This is a genomic window from Pedobacter cryotolerans, from assembly GCF_005116475.1.
Lineage (GTDB): Bacteria > Bacteroidota > Bacteroidia > Sphingobacteriales > Sphingobacteriaceae > Pedobacter > Pedobacter cryotolerans.
Map to the genome: position 1 here is coordinate 37,327 of NZ_SWBO01000008.1, position 15,560 is coordinate 52,886.

The window sequence follows — 15,560 nt, forward strand, 5'->3', positions numbered from 1 at the left end:
TGCACTTAACTCAATTTACCTAATGCTTCTTTAATTCTTCTTAAGGCTTCAACCAAGCTCTCGTCTGATGCTGCGTAAGAAAGGCGGATATAATTGTTGTTACCGAATGAATCGCCGCCAACTGTTGCTACGTGACCAACATTTAATAAATACAAAGCCAAATCTGCAGAGTCTTTAATAACATTGCCTTCTGCATCTTTTTTACCAAAGAAAGAACTAATTTCTGGGAAAAAATAGAAAGCTCCATCTGGCATATTGGTTTTAACACCTGGTATTTCATTTAATAAGTCGAAAACCAATTGTCTACGTCTAGCAAAAGATTTTTTCATCTCAAGAACCGTTTCTAAACCTTGCTCGTAGGCCACTATACCAGCACGTTGTGCAATAGAACATGTTCCAGAAGTGGTTTGACCTTGCATTTTGTCATTTGCAGCAGCAATTTCTTTATTTGCAGCAATGTATCCTAATCTCCAACCCGTCATGGCAAAAGCTTTAGAAAAACCATTTACAATAATTACGCGGTCTTTAATGCTGTCAAATTGTGCTATAGATTCATGTTTATCGATAAAGTTGATGTGCTCATAAATTTCATCAGATAAAATGTAAACATCTGGATGTTTTTCAAAAACTTTAACCAAACCTGCTAATTCTTCTTTGCTGTAAACTGAACCTGTAGGATTACATGGAGACGAGAACATGAAAAGCTTAGTTTTTGGCGTAATTGCAGCTTCTAATTGTTCTGGTGTGATTTTAAAATCGCTTTCGATATCTGTATCTATATAAACAGATTTACCTTCGGCCAATACTACCATTTCTGAATAAGAAACCCAATAAGGCGTTGGAATAATTACTTCTTCACCTGGATTAATTAAAGTTAAAATAACATTTGATAGCGATTGTTTAGCACCAGTTGATACTACAATTTGCGAGATATCGTAATCTAAATTATTTTCTTTCTTTAATTTATTTACAATAGCTTGTCTTAATTCTGGATAGCCAGGTACTGGAGAATAACGTGTCCAGTTTTCATCAAGCGCTTTTTTAGCGGCCTCTTTAACGTGATCTGGTGTGTTAAAGTCTGGCTCGCCAATACTTAAACTAATAATGTTAATTCCTTTTGCTGCTAATTCGCGACCAAGTTTGGTCATTTTAAGTGTAGCTGACTCTGATAAGTTGTTGATTCTTTGCGATAAAACTGCCATAATAATTTTGTGATTGCGCAAATATAAAAACCAATCGCTATTAGGCAATAAAAAAGATTGTTTTTATTAAAATTACAGGGTTAAACTGTACTTTTGGGGCTCAAGATCGATAAAATTGCAGCCGAAAAAAAAAGCCATCCTAATTTCACTTTGTGTGAGCATTGTTTTAATGCTAGCCAAATTTGTTGCTTATTTTATTACCAACTCTAATGCCATTTTAACCGATGCTGCAGAAAGTATTGTAAATGTAATTGCTAGTGCATTTGCTTTTTATAGCATTTATTTAAGTACGTTACCTAAGGATGAAAATCATCCGTATGGACATGGAAAAGTTGAGTTTTTTTCTGCTTTTGTAGAGGGTGTTTTAATTGGTATAGCCGGAATAATTATCATTTTTAAGTCTAGTTACGATTTTTTTTATCCGAAAGAAATTAAACAACTTTTTGATGGAGCAATAATTATAGCCATAACAGGCATCATTAATTTGGCAATAGGCTTTTATTTAATAAAAACTGGGAAAAGGCATAGATCTTTAACTTTAGAAGCAGATGGTAAACATCTATTAACTGATGCGATAAGCAGTGCTGGATTAGTAATCGGTATTATCATTATTTATACAACTCAAATATTTTGGCTAGATAGTGCGATATCAATTGCTTTAGGTTGTTACATCGTATTTAATGGTTATAAGCTAACACGAAAATCGGTTGGTGGCTTAATGGATGAAAGTAACATAGAATTGGTTAAAGATATTGTAGTGATTTTACAAGAAAATAGACAAGAAAGTTGGATTGATGTACATAATTTGCGAGCACAGCAGTACGGTCCAGACTTACATATTGATTGCCATGTTACGCTTCCATATTATTTCGATTTAAATGAAGTTCATCAACAAATATCCAATATCGATCAATTGATTAATGTTTCAGGATCTCATGAAACTGAGCTTTTTATACATGCAGACCCTTGCTTGCCTGCTTGCTGTAATTACTGCAAAATGCCTAACTGCAAGGTAAGGCAAGAAGATTTTAAAAGAGAAATAGGTTGGAACATGGAAAACGTTACTAAAAACCAAAAACACTTTAGCCAATGAGTTATTTTAACCTAAGGGTTTATGGATTGCTAATAAATAACCGAAATGAGGTTTTGGTAAGTGATGAGTTTGAATATGCTCAGTGTTTTTCGAAATTTCCAGGTGGTGGTGTTGAGTTAGGCGAAGGTTTAATTGATGCCTTAAAACGCGAATTTGTAGAAGAATGCACAGCCGAGATAGAAGTTATCGAACATTTTTACACAACAGATTTTTACGAAAAATCATCATTTAATGATAGTCAGGTAATTAGTGTTTACTATTTAATAAAGGAAATAAAACCCTTAACATTAAAGTTTAAAACGCAAGTTTTTGATTTCGACGAAGGTTCTTGTCAATCTTTTAGATGGATTAAAATTGATGATTTAAAAGCTGATGATGTAACTTTTAAAACCGATAAAACAGTAGTTGAAATGTTAAAAAAGAGAATTTAAGAAATGGGAGAAAGGATACTGCATAACATAATGCCACTGCTAAAGATCATTCTATTTATATTTTTCATCTTTATCTGTTTATTGCCATTTGGATTGATTGCTCAAATGGAGTTTATCACCATCCCAAAAGATTCTATATTATCTGATTTGGTTTTAGAAGGAGCATTGGTTATTGTTGTTATTTCAGCATTACTGATGATGTTCCAAACTTTTCCAACTATAAATTTTAAAGATGTTTTTGTTGAAAAAGAGCATGCTTTAAGTGGGTTTTTAAAAGGTACTGGAATCGGTTTAATTCTCATTTTAATAGCAGGAGCAATATTATTTTTATTAGGCTTTGTAGATTTTAGCTTAGGGAAAATTAGTGTTGCTGTTTTTTTAGGATATTTATTATTTTTTCTACTAGTATCCGTATTCGAAGAGTTGATGTTTAGAACAATCCCATTATTTGTTTTTGCAGAGCGATATCATTTTCTTTTTGCCATCATCATTAACGGATTACTTTTTGGCTTTGTACACATGAGTAATCCAGGTTTTACTTGGTTAGCCATGCTGAATATTACTTTGGCTGGTGCATTATTTTCGATTTTCACCTTGTTAAAGAAAAATATAAGTTGGGCAATTGGTATCCATTTTAGTTGGAATTTTGCGCAAGGTACTTTGTTAGGTTACAAAGTAAGTGGTACTAATTCTCCAGGTTTGCTAACAGCTAAACCAGTTGGTGACGAATATTTATCTGGTGGTACTTTTGGCATAGAGGGTTCTATTTTTTGTTCAATCCTATTAATTTTGCTAATTATATGGTTGCTTGTAAAAAACAAATTTGAACCCATAATGCCTAAAGAAAATTTAATAGTAGAGGAATAGCACATGAGTTTAATAGAAAGAGATCAAAAGGTAATCTGGCATCCTTACACGCAAATGAAAAATGCACAGCAGCCAATTCCTATAAAAAGGGGAGAAGGTGTGTATTTGTTTGATGAGGATGGTAATAAATATATAGATGCAGTTTCTTCTTGGTGGGTAAATATTCATGGTCATGCACACCCACATATTGCACAAAAAGTTGCTAAACAATTAACAGAGTTAGAACATGTAATTTTTGCAGGTTTTACACATGAGCCAGCCGTGCAATTAGCAGAAAGACTTTTGCCATTATTGCCTGGTAAACAAGAAAAGGTTTTTTATACCGATAATGGTTCAACAGCTGTTGAGGTAGCATTGAAGATGTGTTTGCAGTATTGGAGCAACTCAGGACATACTAAAAAAACTAAAATATTAGCGTTTAAAGATGCTTACCATGGCGATACATTTGGCGCTATGTCTGTTAGTGGTAGAAGCATTTTTACCAATCCTTTTAATGAGTTATTGTTTGATGTTGAGTTTATAGATTTGCCAAATGCTGGTAATATTGAAAATCTCAAATCTCAAATCTCAAATCTCAAATCTCAGTTGTGTTGTTTCATTTTCGAACCTTTAATTTTGGGTGCTAGCGGAATGCTAATGTATGAGGCTAAATATCTCGATGAACTTTTAGCTGCCTGCAAAGCGAATGATATTTTAACCATTGCCGATGAAGTAATGACGGGATTTGGTAGAACAGGAACTTATTTTGCGTGCGAACAACTAAGCAATAACCCAGATATTTTTTGCTTAAGTAAAGGTTTAACTGGCGGCACTATGCCATTGGGTGTAACCACCTGTAACCATAAAATATTTGAGGCTTTTTTAAGTGAAGATAAATTGAAAACCTTATATCACGGGCATTCCTTTACCGCTAATCCGGTGGCATGTGCTGCTTCGTTGGCAAGTTTAGATATTTTATTAGCGCCAGAAACTTTAGCCAACATCAAAAGAATAGAAAACCAGCATCAGCAGTTTTTTAAGCAAATAGAAAAACATCCAAAAGTTAAAACAATTCGTCAAACTGGAACCATTATAGCAATAGAATGGCAAACAGGTGATGATACTTCTTATTTAAATGGCTTAAGAGATCAACTTTACAATTATTTTTTAAATAAAGGGATCATCCTTCGTCCTTTAGGTAACATCATTTATATCTTACCTCCTTATGTCATTTCAAATGATGATTTGGCGTACATTTACAATTCAATACAACAAGCTTTAGAAGAAATTTAATATGCAATTAGTCTCAGTTTTAGAAAATATAGTTAGCGATAATATCTTGCATTCCAAGTGGTTAAATACTTTGTCTTATATGGAAAATGCAGGTGCTAAAAAGATATCAGCATCAGAACATAAAGAAGAAGTTACTTTATTGATTTTAAAACATGCTGCAGAAGAACATCGCCATGCTTATTACCTTAAAAAACAGTTAGCAAAGCTCGATGAAAATGTATGTAAAACCTATAGCAATGCAGAGTTGTTAGCACCTAACCACACTAAATATTACCTTAACAACCTAGATGTTAAAGTTTGTAGGTATTTAAAACAACATTTCAATTTATCAGGTTACGATTTAAAATTCGCTGCTTACTTATTTGTTACTTATGCTATAGAAGTTAGGGCAGATGAACTTTATCCTATTTACCAAGATATTTTAACTGCTAAGCAAAGTCGCGTAACAGTTAAATCTATTATTTTAGAAGAAGAAGGTCATCTGGAAGAGATGCTCAATCAATTAAGAGAGTTCTCTCTTGACTGGGAAAAACATGCAAACGAAATCATTAAAATTGAGCAGCAAATGTTTACAGATTGGATGATGGGTTTGGAAATGGAGATTGCTAGTTAAGATTTTATTTTTGAAGGTAATATTAGATTAGCACAACACAGTTTGCTTTTCAGCTACTTCCTTAATCACTCTATTTCTTTCGACTAGCAAATTAGTCATGTATTTCTTCAAAATAATTCTATTAAATAATTTCCCAAATATTCCATAAGGTACACCATAAGTAAACACATCTTTCATTAAAACTATTCCATCTGTTTCTTCAAAAAAATGATCATGTTTGATAAAACTAAAAGCGCCTTTTACCATACAATCTTGAAAGTATAATGGCTCTTTTAGCTTGGTTATTTTAGAACTTAAGGTTTGATAAATACCAAAATGTTTAGCTCGCCAAGTTACTTCGTCACCTAGCTCGCATAAACCACTTGTTTTACCCGCAATTGCCTTTTCATTTGTTTTTGCGGTAGATAACTGATGAATATCTATACTTCTTGCACAATTAAATACCATTTGGATAGGAGCATTGATGGAGGTTAAGAGAATTATTTCAGTCATTTTTATTTAATGCTTTTGCGACCTTATTTAATTGCAAATCTTTTATGAGGTGATATTTTTCTTGATATATAATTTTATTTTAACTTTTGAATAGACTTGTTATCAATCAAGGATTTCATTTGTGTTATTGCTAATTGATTTAATTTATCCAACCTATCTGCTTGAATAAGCTTTTGATCAATTAACATGGCATTAATACTTTCTAAATTAGATAAAACCACAAGTTGTTCAATAGTAGCTTCATCGCGAATATTTCCTTTTTTATTAGGATTTTCTTCTCTCCACTGCTTTGCTGTCTTTTCAAAAAGCGCAACGTTTAATAAATCTGCTTCATTACTATAAATGAAACTCCTCTGTTCGGCAGTTATACCTTTTGGAATTAGATTAAGTTTGATTGCATCTGTATGGATATGGTAATTTACTTTTGCAAGTGTGCGCTGAAAACTCCATTGCAAATTTAGCCTATTTCCCTCATCATCTTTTAATCTTTGAAATTCTTTTATTAAAAAGAGTTTAAATCCAGCAGATATCCAAGAGGCAAATTCGAAAGCAATATCTTTGTGAGCATAAGTTCCACCTTTATTACCCAATTTAGAAATAATTCCAATTGCATTTGTTTTTTCAATCCATTTCGTTGGTGATAGTGTAAAAGAATTACTTCCAGCTTCAAATAATAAGGAGTCGAATTCGACCCCTTTAAATTTCTGGTTATTAATTTGTTCCCATAACCCTAAAAATTCAATTACATTTCTAGAACGCATCCAATTTTTTACCACATCCTTTGGTTCATTTGGATTTTTATTACGAGCAATGTCTGTTAATGAAATATAATCAGAATTATCAATGATGGTTATTGAAATCTGTAAACCTTGAACATCAATGGTGTTATTTTTCATAACTTTTTCGTTTAAACTATACTATGATCTTGCTATCGAACAATTATAAAAAGCGTTCTATAATGATCTTTTATGGATTATTCCTATAAAAAAAAATTCTAATCACAATTCGGTATGGTAAACGTCCAAGTTTCTGACATTTTATATGGAATTGAAAAGGCCACACCTCTATCTAACTCAAACCATAATTTCGATCTAACTTTTTCTCTGGTGCCAGTTTCATTCATGGTCATGCTATCGTACAATCTACCATTTACCATTACATATTTGATTTTTTCAGAGTTTCTAATATCGTCCAAAGGATTATAATCCATTACTATTAAATCGCCTAATTTACCAACTTCTAAAGAGCCAATTTCTTTATCCATTCCTAAATATGAAGCGCCATTTAATGTAGCATTACGAATAGCTTGCAATGGCGTTGCACCACCTTGTACAAACATCCAAAGTTCCCAATGTGCACCTAAACCTTGTATTTGCCCGTGAGCACCTAAGTTAACTTTTGTTCCAGCGTCAGATAATTGTTTCACTGCTTTTGCTACCTCAATATGTCCATAATCACCATATTCAGATGTCGTTCTTCTTCTTGATCTTGCATCTATAATCGCTCTTGGCGTAAAACTTAATAAGCGCTCATTTTCCCAAACATTAGTTCTATCGTACCAATAATTTTCTCCCCATTGGCCACCATAAGCAACAATTAAAGTAGGCGTGTAGGCAACTTTGGTATTGCTCCAAAAGTTAACCACATCTTTATAGATCGGTGCAACCGGAATACTATGTTCAATACCTGTATGTCCATCAGCAACCATATTCATATTATGAAAAAAGGTTGAACCTCCCTCTGGTACAACTTCCATTTTTAGCTGTCTTGCTGCCTCTAAAATTTGCTGGCGTTGGTCTCTGCGTGGTTGGTTGTATGATTTTACAGAAAATGCACCAACAGCTTTTAACCTTTTTAAATGCGATAAAGCATCTTCTAAACTATTAATTACCACTTTAAAATCGCCATCTGCTCCATATAAAATCGAACCTGTAGAATATAACCTTGGGCCAATCATTCTTCCAGTTTTAAGCATTTCGCTTTGGCTAAAAACCATTTCTGTATTGCTACTCGGATCATGCGAAGTGGTAACGCCAAAACTTAAATTAGCCAAATATGACCAATCTTGCTGTGGACTAATTCCATCTGGACTCGTACGCAAATGCGCATGAACATCAATTATACCTGGCATAATTGTCTTTCCGTTCACTTCAACCACCTTCGCATCAGCTGGAATAATCACATCAGCAGTTTTACCAATTGCAATAATTTTATTGTTTTCTAATAAGATTGTACCTTCTTCAATTACTTCATCACCTTTCATGGTGATAATTCTAGCACCTTTTAATGCTAACAATCCAGTTGGTGCATCTGCTTTTAATTTTAAGCCAATAGCTATACCAGCAGTATCTAATTCTGGTAAAACTTGTGGTGCTCCTTCAACAAAGTTGAAAGTATTTTTTATTTCGCGATTGTAGTATTGCTCACCTAAAGTCCATAGTAATTTTTTGCTATCAGCGCTCCAATGTAAATAAGTACCAGCATCTTTTGTAACTTTAGCCAAAGGGATAGCTTTGTTGTTTGCAGATAAATCCATCGGAATACCTGTTGTAACCATAGGAGTGATGTAGGCGTTAAATAGTTCAGTAAATGCCATCCATTTTCCGTCTGGACTAGGTACAAACTGATTGGCATATTGTGAAGTGTAGTGGGTTCTTTCGCTACCGCCATTTAAATCCATGCTTTTAAATGCTTTTTTACCGGCATCATATCCTTGGAAAAAAATTCGAGTATCATCAATATTAAACATCGGTTTTATACCGCTTTCGCTTATTAAAGTTTTAACTCCACCGTTTGCAGAAACCACAAAAATACCAGTGTTTTTACCATAAGTTAAGCCTAAAGTTTCATTACCACTACCTTTTCTAAAAACAACTTTATCGCCTTTGTTTGAGAAAGTTGGTGCATAATAATATCCTTTTTCATCAGTTAATAAGATGGTTTTGCCAGATTTGATATCAGTTTTTTTAACAGCACCTTTAAATTCATCGCTCCAAGTAGTATAAACAATAAACTTTCCATCAGGACTAAATTTGGGCTCAAACTCAAAATCTAAACCATTAGTAACACGTTCTGGAACACCATTAGGCATTTCTTTTTTATACAGATAACCAGCTGCATTAAATACCACCATTTTGCCATCGGGCGATGTAGTAAGTTGACGAATCATTTTAACAGTAATTTCTGGACTAAACACCTTTTGCTCAAACTGAACGGCCTGTTGCACCGTTTGTTGGCTAGTAACTTCAAAAGGAATTTCGTTAATCATCAAATTATCTAACTCAATCTGTTTGATTTTTCCTTTAGTGTAAAAAACAATTTTTTTAGAGTCTGGCGTCCAAGCAAAGTTGGGGTAAACTCCAAAAACCGCCCATGTTTCTTGCTGATCGTGCGTTAAATCTTCCGTTAATGGCCATTGCTCGCCAGTTTTAATATTTTGTATGTATAATGCAGATTTTAATCGAACACGTTTAACATAAGCCATGTATTTGCCATCGGGCGATATTTGCGGACGAGCAGAACCACCTTGCTCTGCAATTAAATTGGTTAATTTTCCCGTAGTTAAATCCAGTTGTCTAATCGCATAAATTAGTCCATTAGGGTCTTTGCTATACTCGAAATTTGGACCTGGAGAAACATCTTCACTAAAATATAAGAATTTGCCATCTGGCGATACATTTGGTTCTCCAGCATCTTGCTGATCATTTTTTCTTTTAGTTAACTGAACTCCGTCACCACCATAAATGCTATACATCCACATTTCGCCAGCACCTAAAGAACGTGAGCCGGTAAAATGTTTACGAGCAATAAAATATTCGCTATTTGGCATCCAAGTAGCATTGTTTAATAACCTGAAAGTTTCTTTGGTAATTTGTTTTTTATTTCCTCCTTCGCGGTCCATAATCCAAATGTTATCTCCGTCACTTTTATCGCTTGTATAAGAAATATATTTTCCATTAGGGCTAAAACGAGGTTGTACATCAAATGCAATTCCTCCACTCAATAATTTTGCCGGACCACCATTGATAGACATTTTATAAATATCACCCAATAAATCAAAAACAATTTCTTGCCCATCCGGACTAACATCCAGGTTCATCCAAGTACCTTCATCGGTGTTTATGGTAAAGGTTTTTGTTGGTCCTTTGTATTTTTCAATATCCCACTTTGTGGTTTCTTTTTTATCTTGAGCGGTTGCAGAAAGCGTAAGAAATAAACAGCTAGTAATGAGGAGAAATTTATTCATTTTAAGGATTTCGATTAATTAATTCGCAATTTAATAATATCGCTTCGTTTTTATTAGTTTTGATGCTACCTTTTTTATGAAAGCAACAGAAATTTTAAAAAGATATTGGGGTTTCGATAATTTTAGGCCTTTACAGGATGATATTATTCAATCTATTTTAGATGGAAAAGATACATTAGCGCTTTTGCCAACTGGCGGAGGAAAATCAATCTGTTTTCAGGTGCCGGCTATGCTAATGGATGGGATTTGCATTGTTGTTTCGCCATTAATTGCTTTAATGAAAGATCAAGTTGAGAATTTAAAAGCAAAAGGTATCAATGCTATTGCGATTTATGCCGGGATGGGTAAACGTGAAATTGATATCCTATTAGATAATTGTATTTACGGAAACACTAAATTTCTTTATCTATCTCCAGAACGATTATTGTCGGAAATTGTTCGCGAACGTATTGCTTACATGAATGTTAATTTGATTGCTATTGATGAAGCGCATTGTATTTCGCAATGGGGATACGATTTCAGGCCACCATATTTAAAAATAAAAGAGCTTCGAGAAATACATCCTGATAAGCCAATTTTAGCGCTAACTGCCACAGCAACTGCATTTGTAAAGCAAGATATTATAGAAAAATTGGAGATGAAAAATGCTCAGGTTTTTTTAAAAAGCTTTTCTCGTAGAAATTTAAGTTATGTAGTTTATGATTTAGAAGACAAACATAAAAAACTGATTGAAATAGCAAATAATGTAAAAGGATGTGGATTGGTATATGTAAGAAACCGTAGAGAAACTGCAGAAGTTGCACATTTTTTACAACGCAATGGTATTTTAGCAGATTTTTACCATGCTGGTATAGAAAAAGATCTACGTTTTAAAAAACAAGAGGATTGGAAAACCGACAAAATACGGATTATGGTGGCCACAAATGCTTTTGGAATGGGCATTGATAAACCAAATGTGCGTTTTGTAATTCATTTAGATTTACCAGATAGTTTAGAGGCTTACTATCAAGAAGCTGGTAGGGCAGGCCGAGATGAAAAAAGAGCTTTTGCTGTGCTTTTAGCAAATAAATCAGATCAATTGATACTCGAAGCGAAATACAAAGAAAGCTATCCAACTGTAGATGAAATAAAAAAAACTTACCATTATTTAGGCAATTATTTTCAATTGGCATTTGGTGCTGGCGAAGGTTTAAATTTTGAATTTGATATTGCAGATTTCTGTAAAAAGTTTAGCTTAGGAGTAATTAAAACAATTGCTGCTTTAAAATTCTTGGAGCATGATGGGTACATCGCCTTATCAGAAAACATTTTTTTGCAATCACGAATTATGTTTACCGCTACACATGAAGATGTATATCGTTTTCAGATAGAGAATTCTGCTTACGATCCGATTATTAAAACCATTCAACGCAGTTATGGAGGTGCGTTTGATGGTTATGTAAAAATTAAAGAATCAGATTTGTCTAATCGTTTAAAACTTTCTTATAAAGATGTAATTGATTACTTAAATCGCTTGCAACAGTTTCAGATTTTATCTTATTTACCGCAAACTGATCAGCCACAATTGCAGTTTATTTTACCTCGTAGAGATCAAATTAATTTAGATATAGATGTAAAGTATATTGCGCTTAGGCAACAAATTCAAAAAGATCAAATTAAAGCTGTTTTAAGTTATGCATCAACTCAAAGTTGCCGTAGCAAACAACTACTGCATTATTTTGGCGAAACCAATGCAGATAAATGTGGGTTTTGCGATATCTGCCTTGCTGAAAAGAAGGTAGAAGATGCATCGCTATTGAAAGATAAAATAGATTTTGAAATTGTAACACTATTGCAAAGCGAACATTACATTTTGGATGATTTGGTAAATGGGATAGAAACTGGAAATGAAAATGAAAAAATTGATAGAATAAGGGAGTTATTAGATGCGGGTAAAATAAAATCTGACGGGAGAAAGTATTATTTGTGAGAGAGATAAGAGAAGTTAGATATGAGATTTGAGACGGGTTCAGATTAAATAATGTTTTCATTTTAAACGCCTTGGTTCGTGTCTCCACGAACAAAACAATTCAATTTCATTCTTTGATATAATTTTATTTATTTTTAAATCTTAAATTCATAAACGATATATGAACGCTAGTAAGGAAAGCCCCTTTAGGGGTTTGGGGTTAAACGACAAAAAAACAATTCGCTCTTGGGCGTTTTTCGATTGGGCAAATTCTGCTTATAATTTAGTAATAACCTCAACCATATTTCCAGCATATTACACCATCATCACTTCAGATAAAAATCCTGAAACGATAGATTATGTTACTTTTTTTGGGAGAAAATTTGTTAACTCTGCTTTATATAGCTATTCAATGTCATTTGCTTTTTTGGTAATTGCCATACTTTCGCCAATACTTTCATCCATTGCAGATACACGCGGAAACAAAAAAGTATTTATGCAAATGTTTACCTATATCGGTTCATTGGCTTGCTGTGGTTTGTATTTTTTTAAGCTAGAAACTTTAGAATTAGGTGTAATTTTATGCGTGGTTGCTGCAATAGGTTTTTGGGGAAGTTTGGTTTTTTATAATTCATACTTACCAGAGATAGCAACTGTAGATCAGCAAGATAAAGTAAGTGCTAAAGGTTTTACCTACGGATACATTGGTAGTATCATTTTACAAATAATCTGTTTTGTATTTGTATTTAAGCCAGATTGGTTTGGTATAACCGATGATTCAATTCCTGCTAGGCTATCATTTTTGATGGTAGGTATTTGGTGGATGGTTTTTGCGCAAATTCCATTTAAAAATTTACCAAAGGGAAGTCCGAATTTTAGAACCAACAAAAATGTATTTACCAGCGGATTTAACGAATTAAACAAGGTGTGGCATCAGGTAAAACAAATGGCTTATTTGAAACGCTTTTTATTCGCATTTTTCTTTTATTCGATGGGTGTACAAACCGTAATGTTGGTGGCTACCATATTTGGCGAGAAGGAATTACATCTGCCAACAGAAAAATTAATTGCAACCATATTGATTTTACAGCTTGTTGCTATTCCTGGTGCAATGCTAATGTCGTATTTATCGTCTAAAAAATTCGGAAACGTAAATGTTTTAATAGGAGTAGTTATTATTTGGATAGGCTCTTGTGTTGCAGCTTATTTTATCCATACCGAATACCAATTTTATGCTTTAGCTGCAGTAATTGGTTTAATCATGGGCGGTATTCAATCTTTATCTCGTTCTACCTATTCTAAATTTTTACCTCAAGAAAGTCCAGATCATACCTCATTCTTTAGCTTTTATGATGTGGCAGAGAAAGTTGCACTTGTTTTTGGTATGTTTATTTTCGGTTTTATCGACGAACAATTGGGTATGCGTAATTCTGTTATCGCTTTAACCGTGTTTTTCATTTTAGGTTTACTATTTTTGCTGCACTTAAAAAAGGTAGAGCCTAAAACTGTGATTGTAAATTAGGAAGCCTCAAATTTAACATCCGCTTAATGAAAATCGAATTATTTATACCCTGCTTTGTAGATCAATTATATCCAGAAACTGCTTTTAATACCATTAAAATTTTAGAAAAAGCCGGTTGCCAAGTAAGTTATAACGCTAAGCAAACCTGCTGTGGTCAGCCTGCTTACAATGCCGGTTACTGGGAAGATGCCAAAGAAATTGGCAATAAGTTTTTAAATGATTTTTCTGAAAACGAATACATTGTTGCACCATCAGCTTCATGTGTGGGCATGGTAAAAGGTGGTTTTAATGATTTGTTTACCAACACCATAGTTCATAATAAATGCAGAAACATTCAAACTAATATCTTCGAGTTATCTGATTTTTTAATCAACATTGTTAAAAGAGATTATTTTGGTGCAGAACTAGAAGGTAAGGCTGTTTATCATGATTCATGCAGTGGTTTACGCGAATGTAAAATAAAAGATGAACCTCGCCAGTTACTATCTAAAGTGCTTGGTTTAGAAATGGTTGAAATGAAAGATACGGATATGTGTTGTGGATTTGGAGGTACTTTTGCCGTTAAGTTCGATGCAATTTCATCAGCCATGGCTGAGCAAAAAGTAAATAATGCTTTAGAAATGGAAGCCGATTTTATCATTTCAACAGATTTATCATGCCTAATGCATTTAGATGGTTACATCAAAAAAAACAACATCAATATTAAAACTATGCATATTGCAGATGTTTTAGCAAATGGTTGGTTAGATTATTAGCCACTAACCCCCTGAAGGGGAAAATTATAATCTTAAGTCCCCTTTAGGGGATTTAGGGGTTTGTAAAACTTAAGTGATGTTGAAACAAATTAACCTTTTTTAACATTTTAAGTCTAAAAACTACAATAAATTTGTAGTATCAAAACAAATAAATACCAATGAAAAAAATATTCGTTGCCGTTGTAGGCATGTTAACATTAACATTTGCTGCTCAGGCACAAAAAAAATCAGGTGCCATTCAGTTTGAAAGCACTATAGATCCAGCTGCTACTATGGCGGCTACAGGTATGCAAGTTAGCGATGAGATGAGAGCTCGTATGCCTAAAGCAGTTAAAACCAATTTCGAATTATTGTTTACGGCTACAAATGCTAGTTACATGCCTGTTGAAGAAATAGAAGATAGCAATGGTGGCGGTGGCGGCGGAATGGGCCGTATGATGATGCGTATGGGAGGAGCTGGTGGCGCTAGAGAATATTATTATGCTTTTGCTGACCAAAAATTAGTAGAGGTTTTCGATTTAAGCGATACCACTTATGTGATGCAAGGAAAATTAGCAGTTGCTAATCCAGTTCAGGCATTTAATATGGCTAACAGAAATCAAAACAATGCACCAACAACCAATGGTAACACTACAACAATTAGTGCAGTGCAGTTTTTACCTGGCCCACCAACTTTAGAAGTTGTTAAAACAGAGGAGACCAAAAAAATCATAGGTTTAAACTGTAATAAAGTAATTGTTAAATCTATTCGTAAAGCTAAAGTTTTAGGTGAAGACAAAGATGTGATTGATGAAACAGCAGTTTGGTATACAAACGACCTTGGTTTTAGCTTTTCACCAGATCCTAATTTTTGGACTGAAGGAACTGTTTTAGCTATTGAAAATAAAGGTAAAACTACAATGGCAAAAAGCATCGAATATAGAAATGTTAGCGCTAAAGATGTTACTGCACCTAAAAAAGCTACTCCAATTACTGCAGATGAATATAAGGTGAAAATGGAAAACATGATGAAAAGATTTTCTGGTGGTGGAAACAGACAGGGTGGTCAACCAAGAAGTGTGATTATCAATTAAGTTTAATTATATGAAATTGATTAGCCTCAACAATTTGTTGGGGCTT

At 33.6% G+C, this 15,560-nt stretch carries 13 protein-coding genes; 9 read left to right on the forward strand and 4 right to left on the reverse strand.

The window, feature by feature from the left end:
• Positions 1 to 5: 5 nt before the first annotated feature.
• On the reverse strand, positions 6 to 1,202 hold the full coding sequence (locus tag FA045_RS13630) for a pyridoxal phosphate-dependent aminotransferase (RefSeq protein WP_205943157.1): 1,197 nt from the start codon (positions 1,200 to 1,202) through the stop codon (positions 6 to 8).
• 169 nt (positions 1,203 to 1,371) lie between these two features.
• Here FA045_RS13630 and FA045_RS13635 point away from each other — a divergent pair, with 169 nt between their 5' ends.
• From FA045_RS13635 to FA045_RS13655, 5 genes are read left to right on the forward strand one after another with little or no spacing between them, the layout of a single operon-like run.
• Positions 1,372 to 2,295, forward strand: coding sequence for a cation diffusion facilitator family transporter (locus tag FA045_RS13635; protein ID WP_394347476.1), 924 nt, complete (start codon positions 1,372 to 1,374; stop codon positions 2,293 to 2,295).
• A complete protein-coding gene (locus FA045_RS13640; RefSeq protein ID WP_136877640.1) occupies positions 2,292 to 2,726 on the forward strand; it encodes an NUDIX domain-containing protein in 435 nt (144 codons plus the stop codon). The genes FA045_RS13635 and FA045_RS13640 overlap by 4 nt, the downstream gene beginning before the upstream one ends.
• 30 nt (positions 2,727 to 2,756) lie before the next feature.
• On the forward strand, positions 2,757 to 3,593 hold the full coding sequence (locus tag FA045_RS13645) for a CPBP family intramembrane glutamic endopeptidase (RefSeq protein ID WP_169305063.1): 837 nt from the start codon (positions 2,757 to 2,759) through the stop codon (positions 3,591 to 3,593).
• Positions 3,594 to 3,596: 3 nt separating this feature from the next.
• The gene (gene bioA / locus FA045_RS13650) at positions 3,597 to 4,865 is read left to right on the forward strand and encodes an adenosylmethionine--8-amino-7-oxononanoate transaminase (RefSeq protein ID WP_136877642.1); all 1,269 of its coding nucleotides are present in this window, start codon (positions 3,597 to 3,599) and stop codon (positions 4,863 to 4,865) included.
• Between the two features lies 1 nt (position 4,866).
• Positions 4,867 to 5,478: a hypothetical protein gene (locus FA045_RS13655; protein WP_136877643.1), complete on the forward strand. Its 612-nt coding sequence runs from the start codon at positions 4,867 to 4,869 to the stop codon at positions 5,476 to 5,478.
• A 27-nt stretch (positions 5,479 to 5,505) separates the two neighbouring features.
• Here the strand turns inward: FA045_RS13655 and FA045_RS13660 are convergent, their stop codons facing one another.
• The 3 genes from FA045_RS13660 to FA045_RS13670 all read right to left on the reverse strand — a co-directional run bounded on the left by FA045_RS13660 (position 5,506) and on the right by FA045_RS13670 (position 10,216).
• Positions 5,506 to 5,970: an SRPBCC family protein gene (locus tag FA045_RS13660; RefSeq protein WP_136877644.1), complete on the reverse strand. Its 465-nt coding sequence runs from the start codon at positions 5,968 to 5,970 to the stop codon at positions 5,506 to 5,508.
• A gap of 74 nt (positions 5,971 to 6,044) precedes the next feature.
• Positions 6,045 to 6,866, reverse strand: coding sequence for a KilA-N domain-containing protein (locus FA045_RS13665; protein ID WP_136877645.1), 822 nt, complete (start codon positions 6,864 to 6,866; stop codon positions 6,045 to 6,047).
• Between the two features lie 98 nt (positions 6,867 to 6,964).
• A complete protein-coding gene (locus FA045_RS13670) occupies positions 6,965 to 10,216 on the reverse strand; it encodes an amidohydrolase family protein (protein ID WP_136877646.1) in 3,252 nt (1,083 codons plus the stop codon).
• 76 nt (positions 10,217 to 10,292) lie between these two features.
• Here FA045_RS13670 and FA045_RS13675 point away from each other — a divergent pair, with 76 nt between their 5' ends.
• The 4 genes from FA045_RS13675 (at position 10,293) to FA045_RS13690 (ending at position 15,514) form a co-directional block, all read left to right on the forward strand.
• Positions 10,293 to 12,185: a RecQ family ATP-dependent DNA helicase gene (locus FA045_RS13675; protein WP_136877647.1), complete on the forward strand. Its 1,893-nt coding sequence runs from the start codon at positions 10,293 to 10,295 to the stop codon at positions 12,183 to 12,185.
• Positions 12,186 to 12,345: 160 nt separating this feature from the next.
• Complete coding sequence (locus FA045_RS13680) at positions 12,346 to 13,686, forward strand: MFS transporter (RefSeq protein WP_136877648.1); 1,341 nt, start codon at positions 12,346 to 12,348, stop codon at positions 13,684 to 13,686.
• A 26-nt stretch (positions 13,687 to 13,712) separates the two neighbouring features.
• Complete coding sequence (locus tag FA045_RS13685) at positions 13,713 to 14,441, forward strand: (Fe-S)-binding protein (RefSeq protein ID WP_136877649.1); 729 nt, start codon at positions 13,713 to 13,715, stop codon at positions 14,439 to 14,441.
• Between the two features lie 158 nt (positions 14,442 to 14,599).
• The gene (locus FA045_RS13690; RefSeq protein WP_136877650.1) at positions 14,600 to 15,514 is read left to right on the forward strand and encodes a hypothetical protein; all 915 of its coding nucleotides are present in this window, start codon (positions 14,600 to 14,602) and stop codon (positions 15,512 to 15,514) included.
• The last annotated feature ends 46 nt before the right edge of the window (positions 15,515 to 15,560 follow it).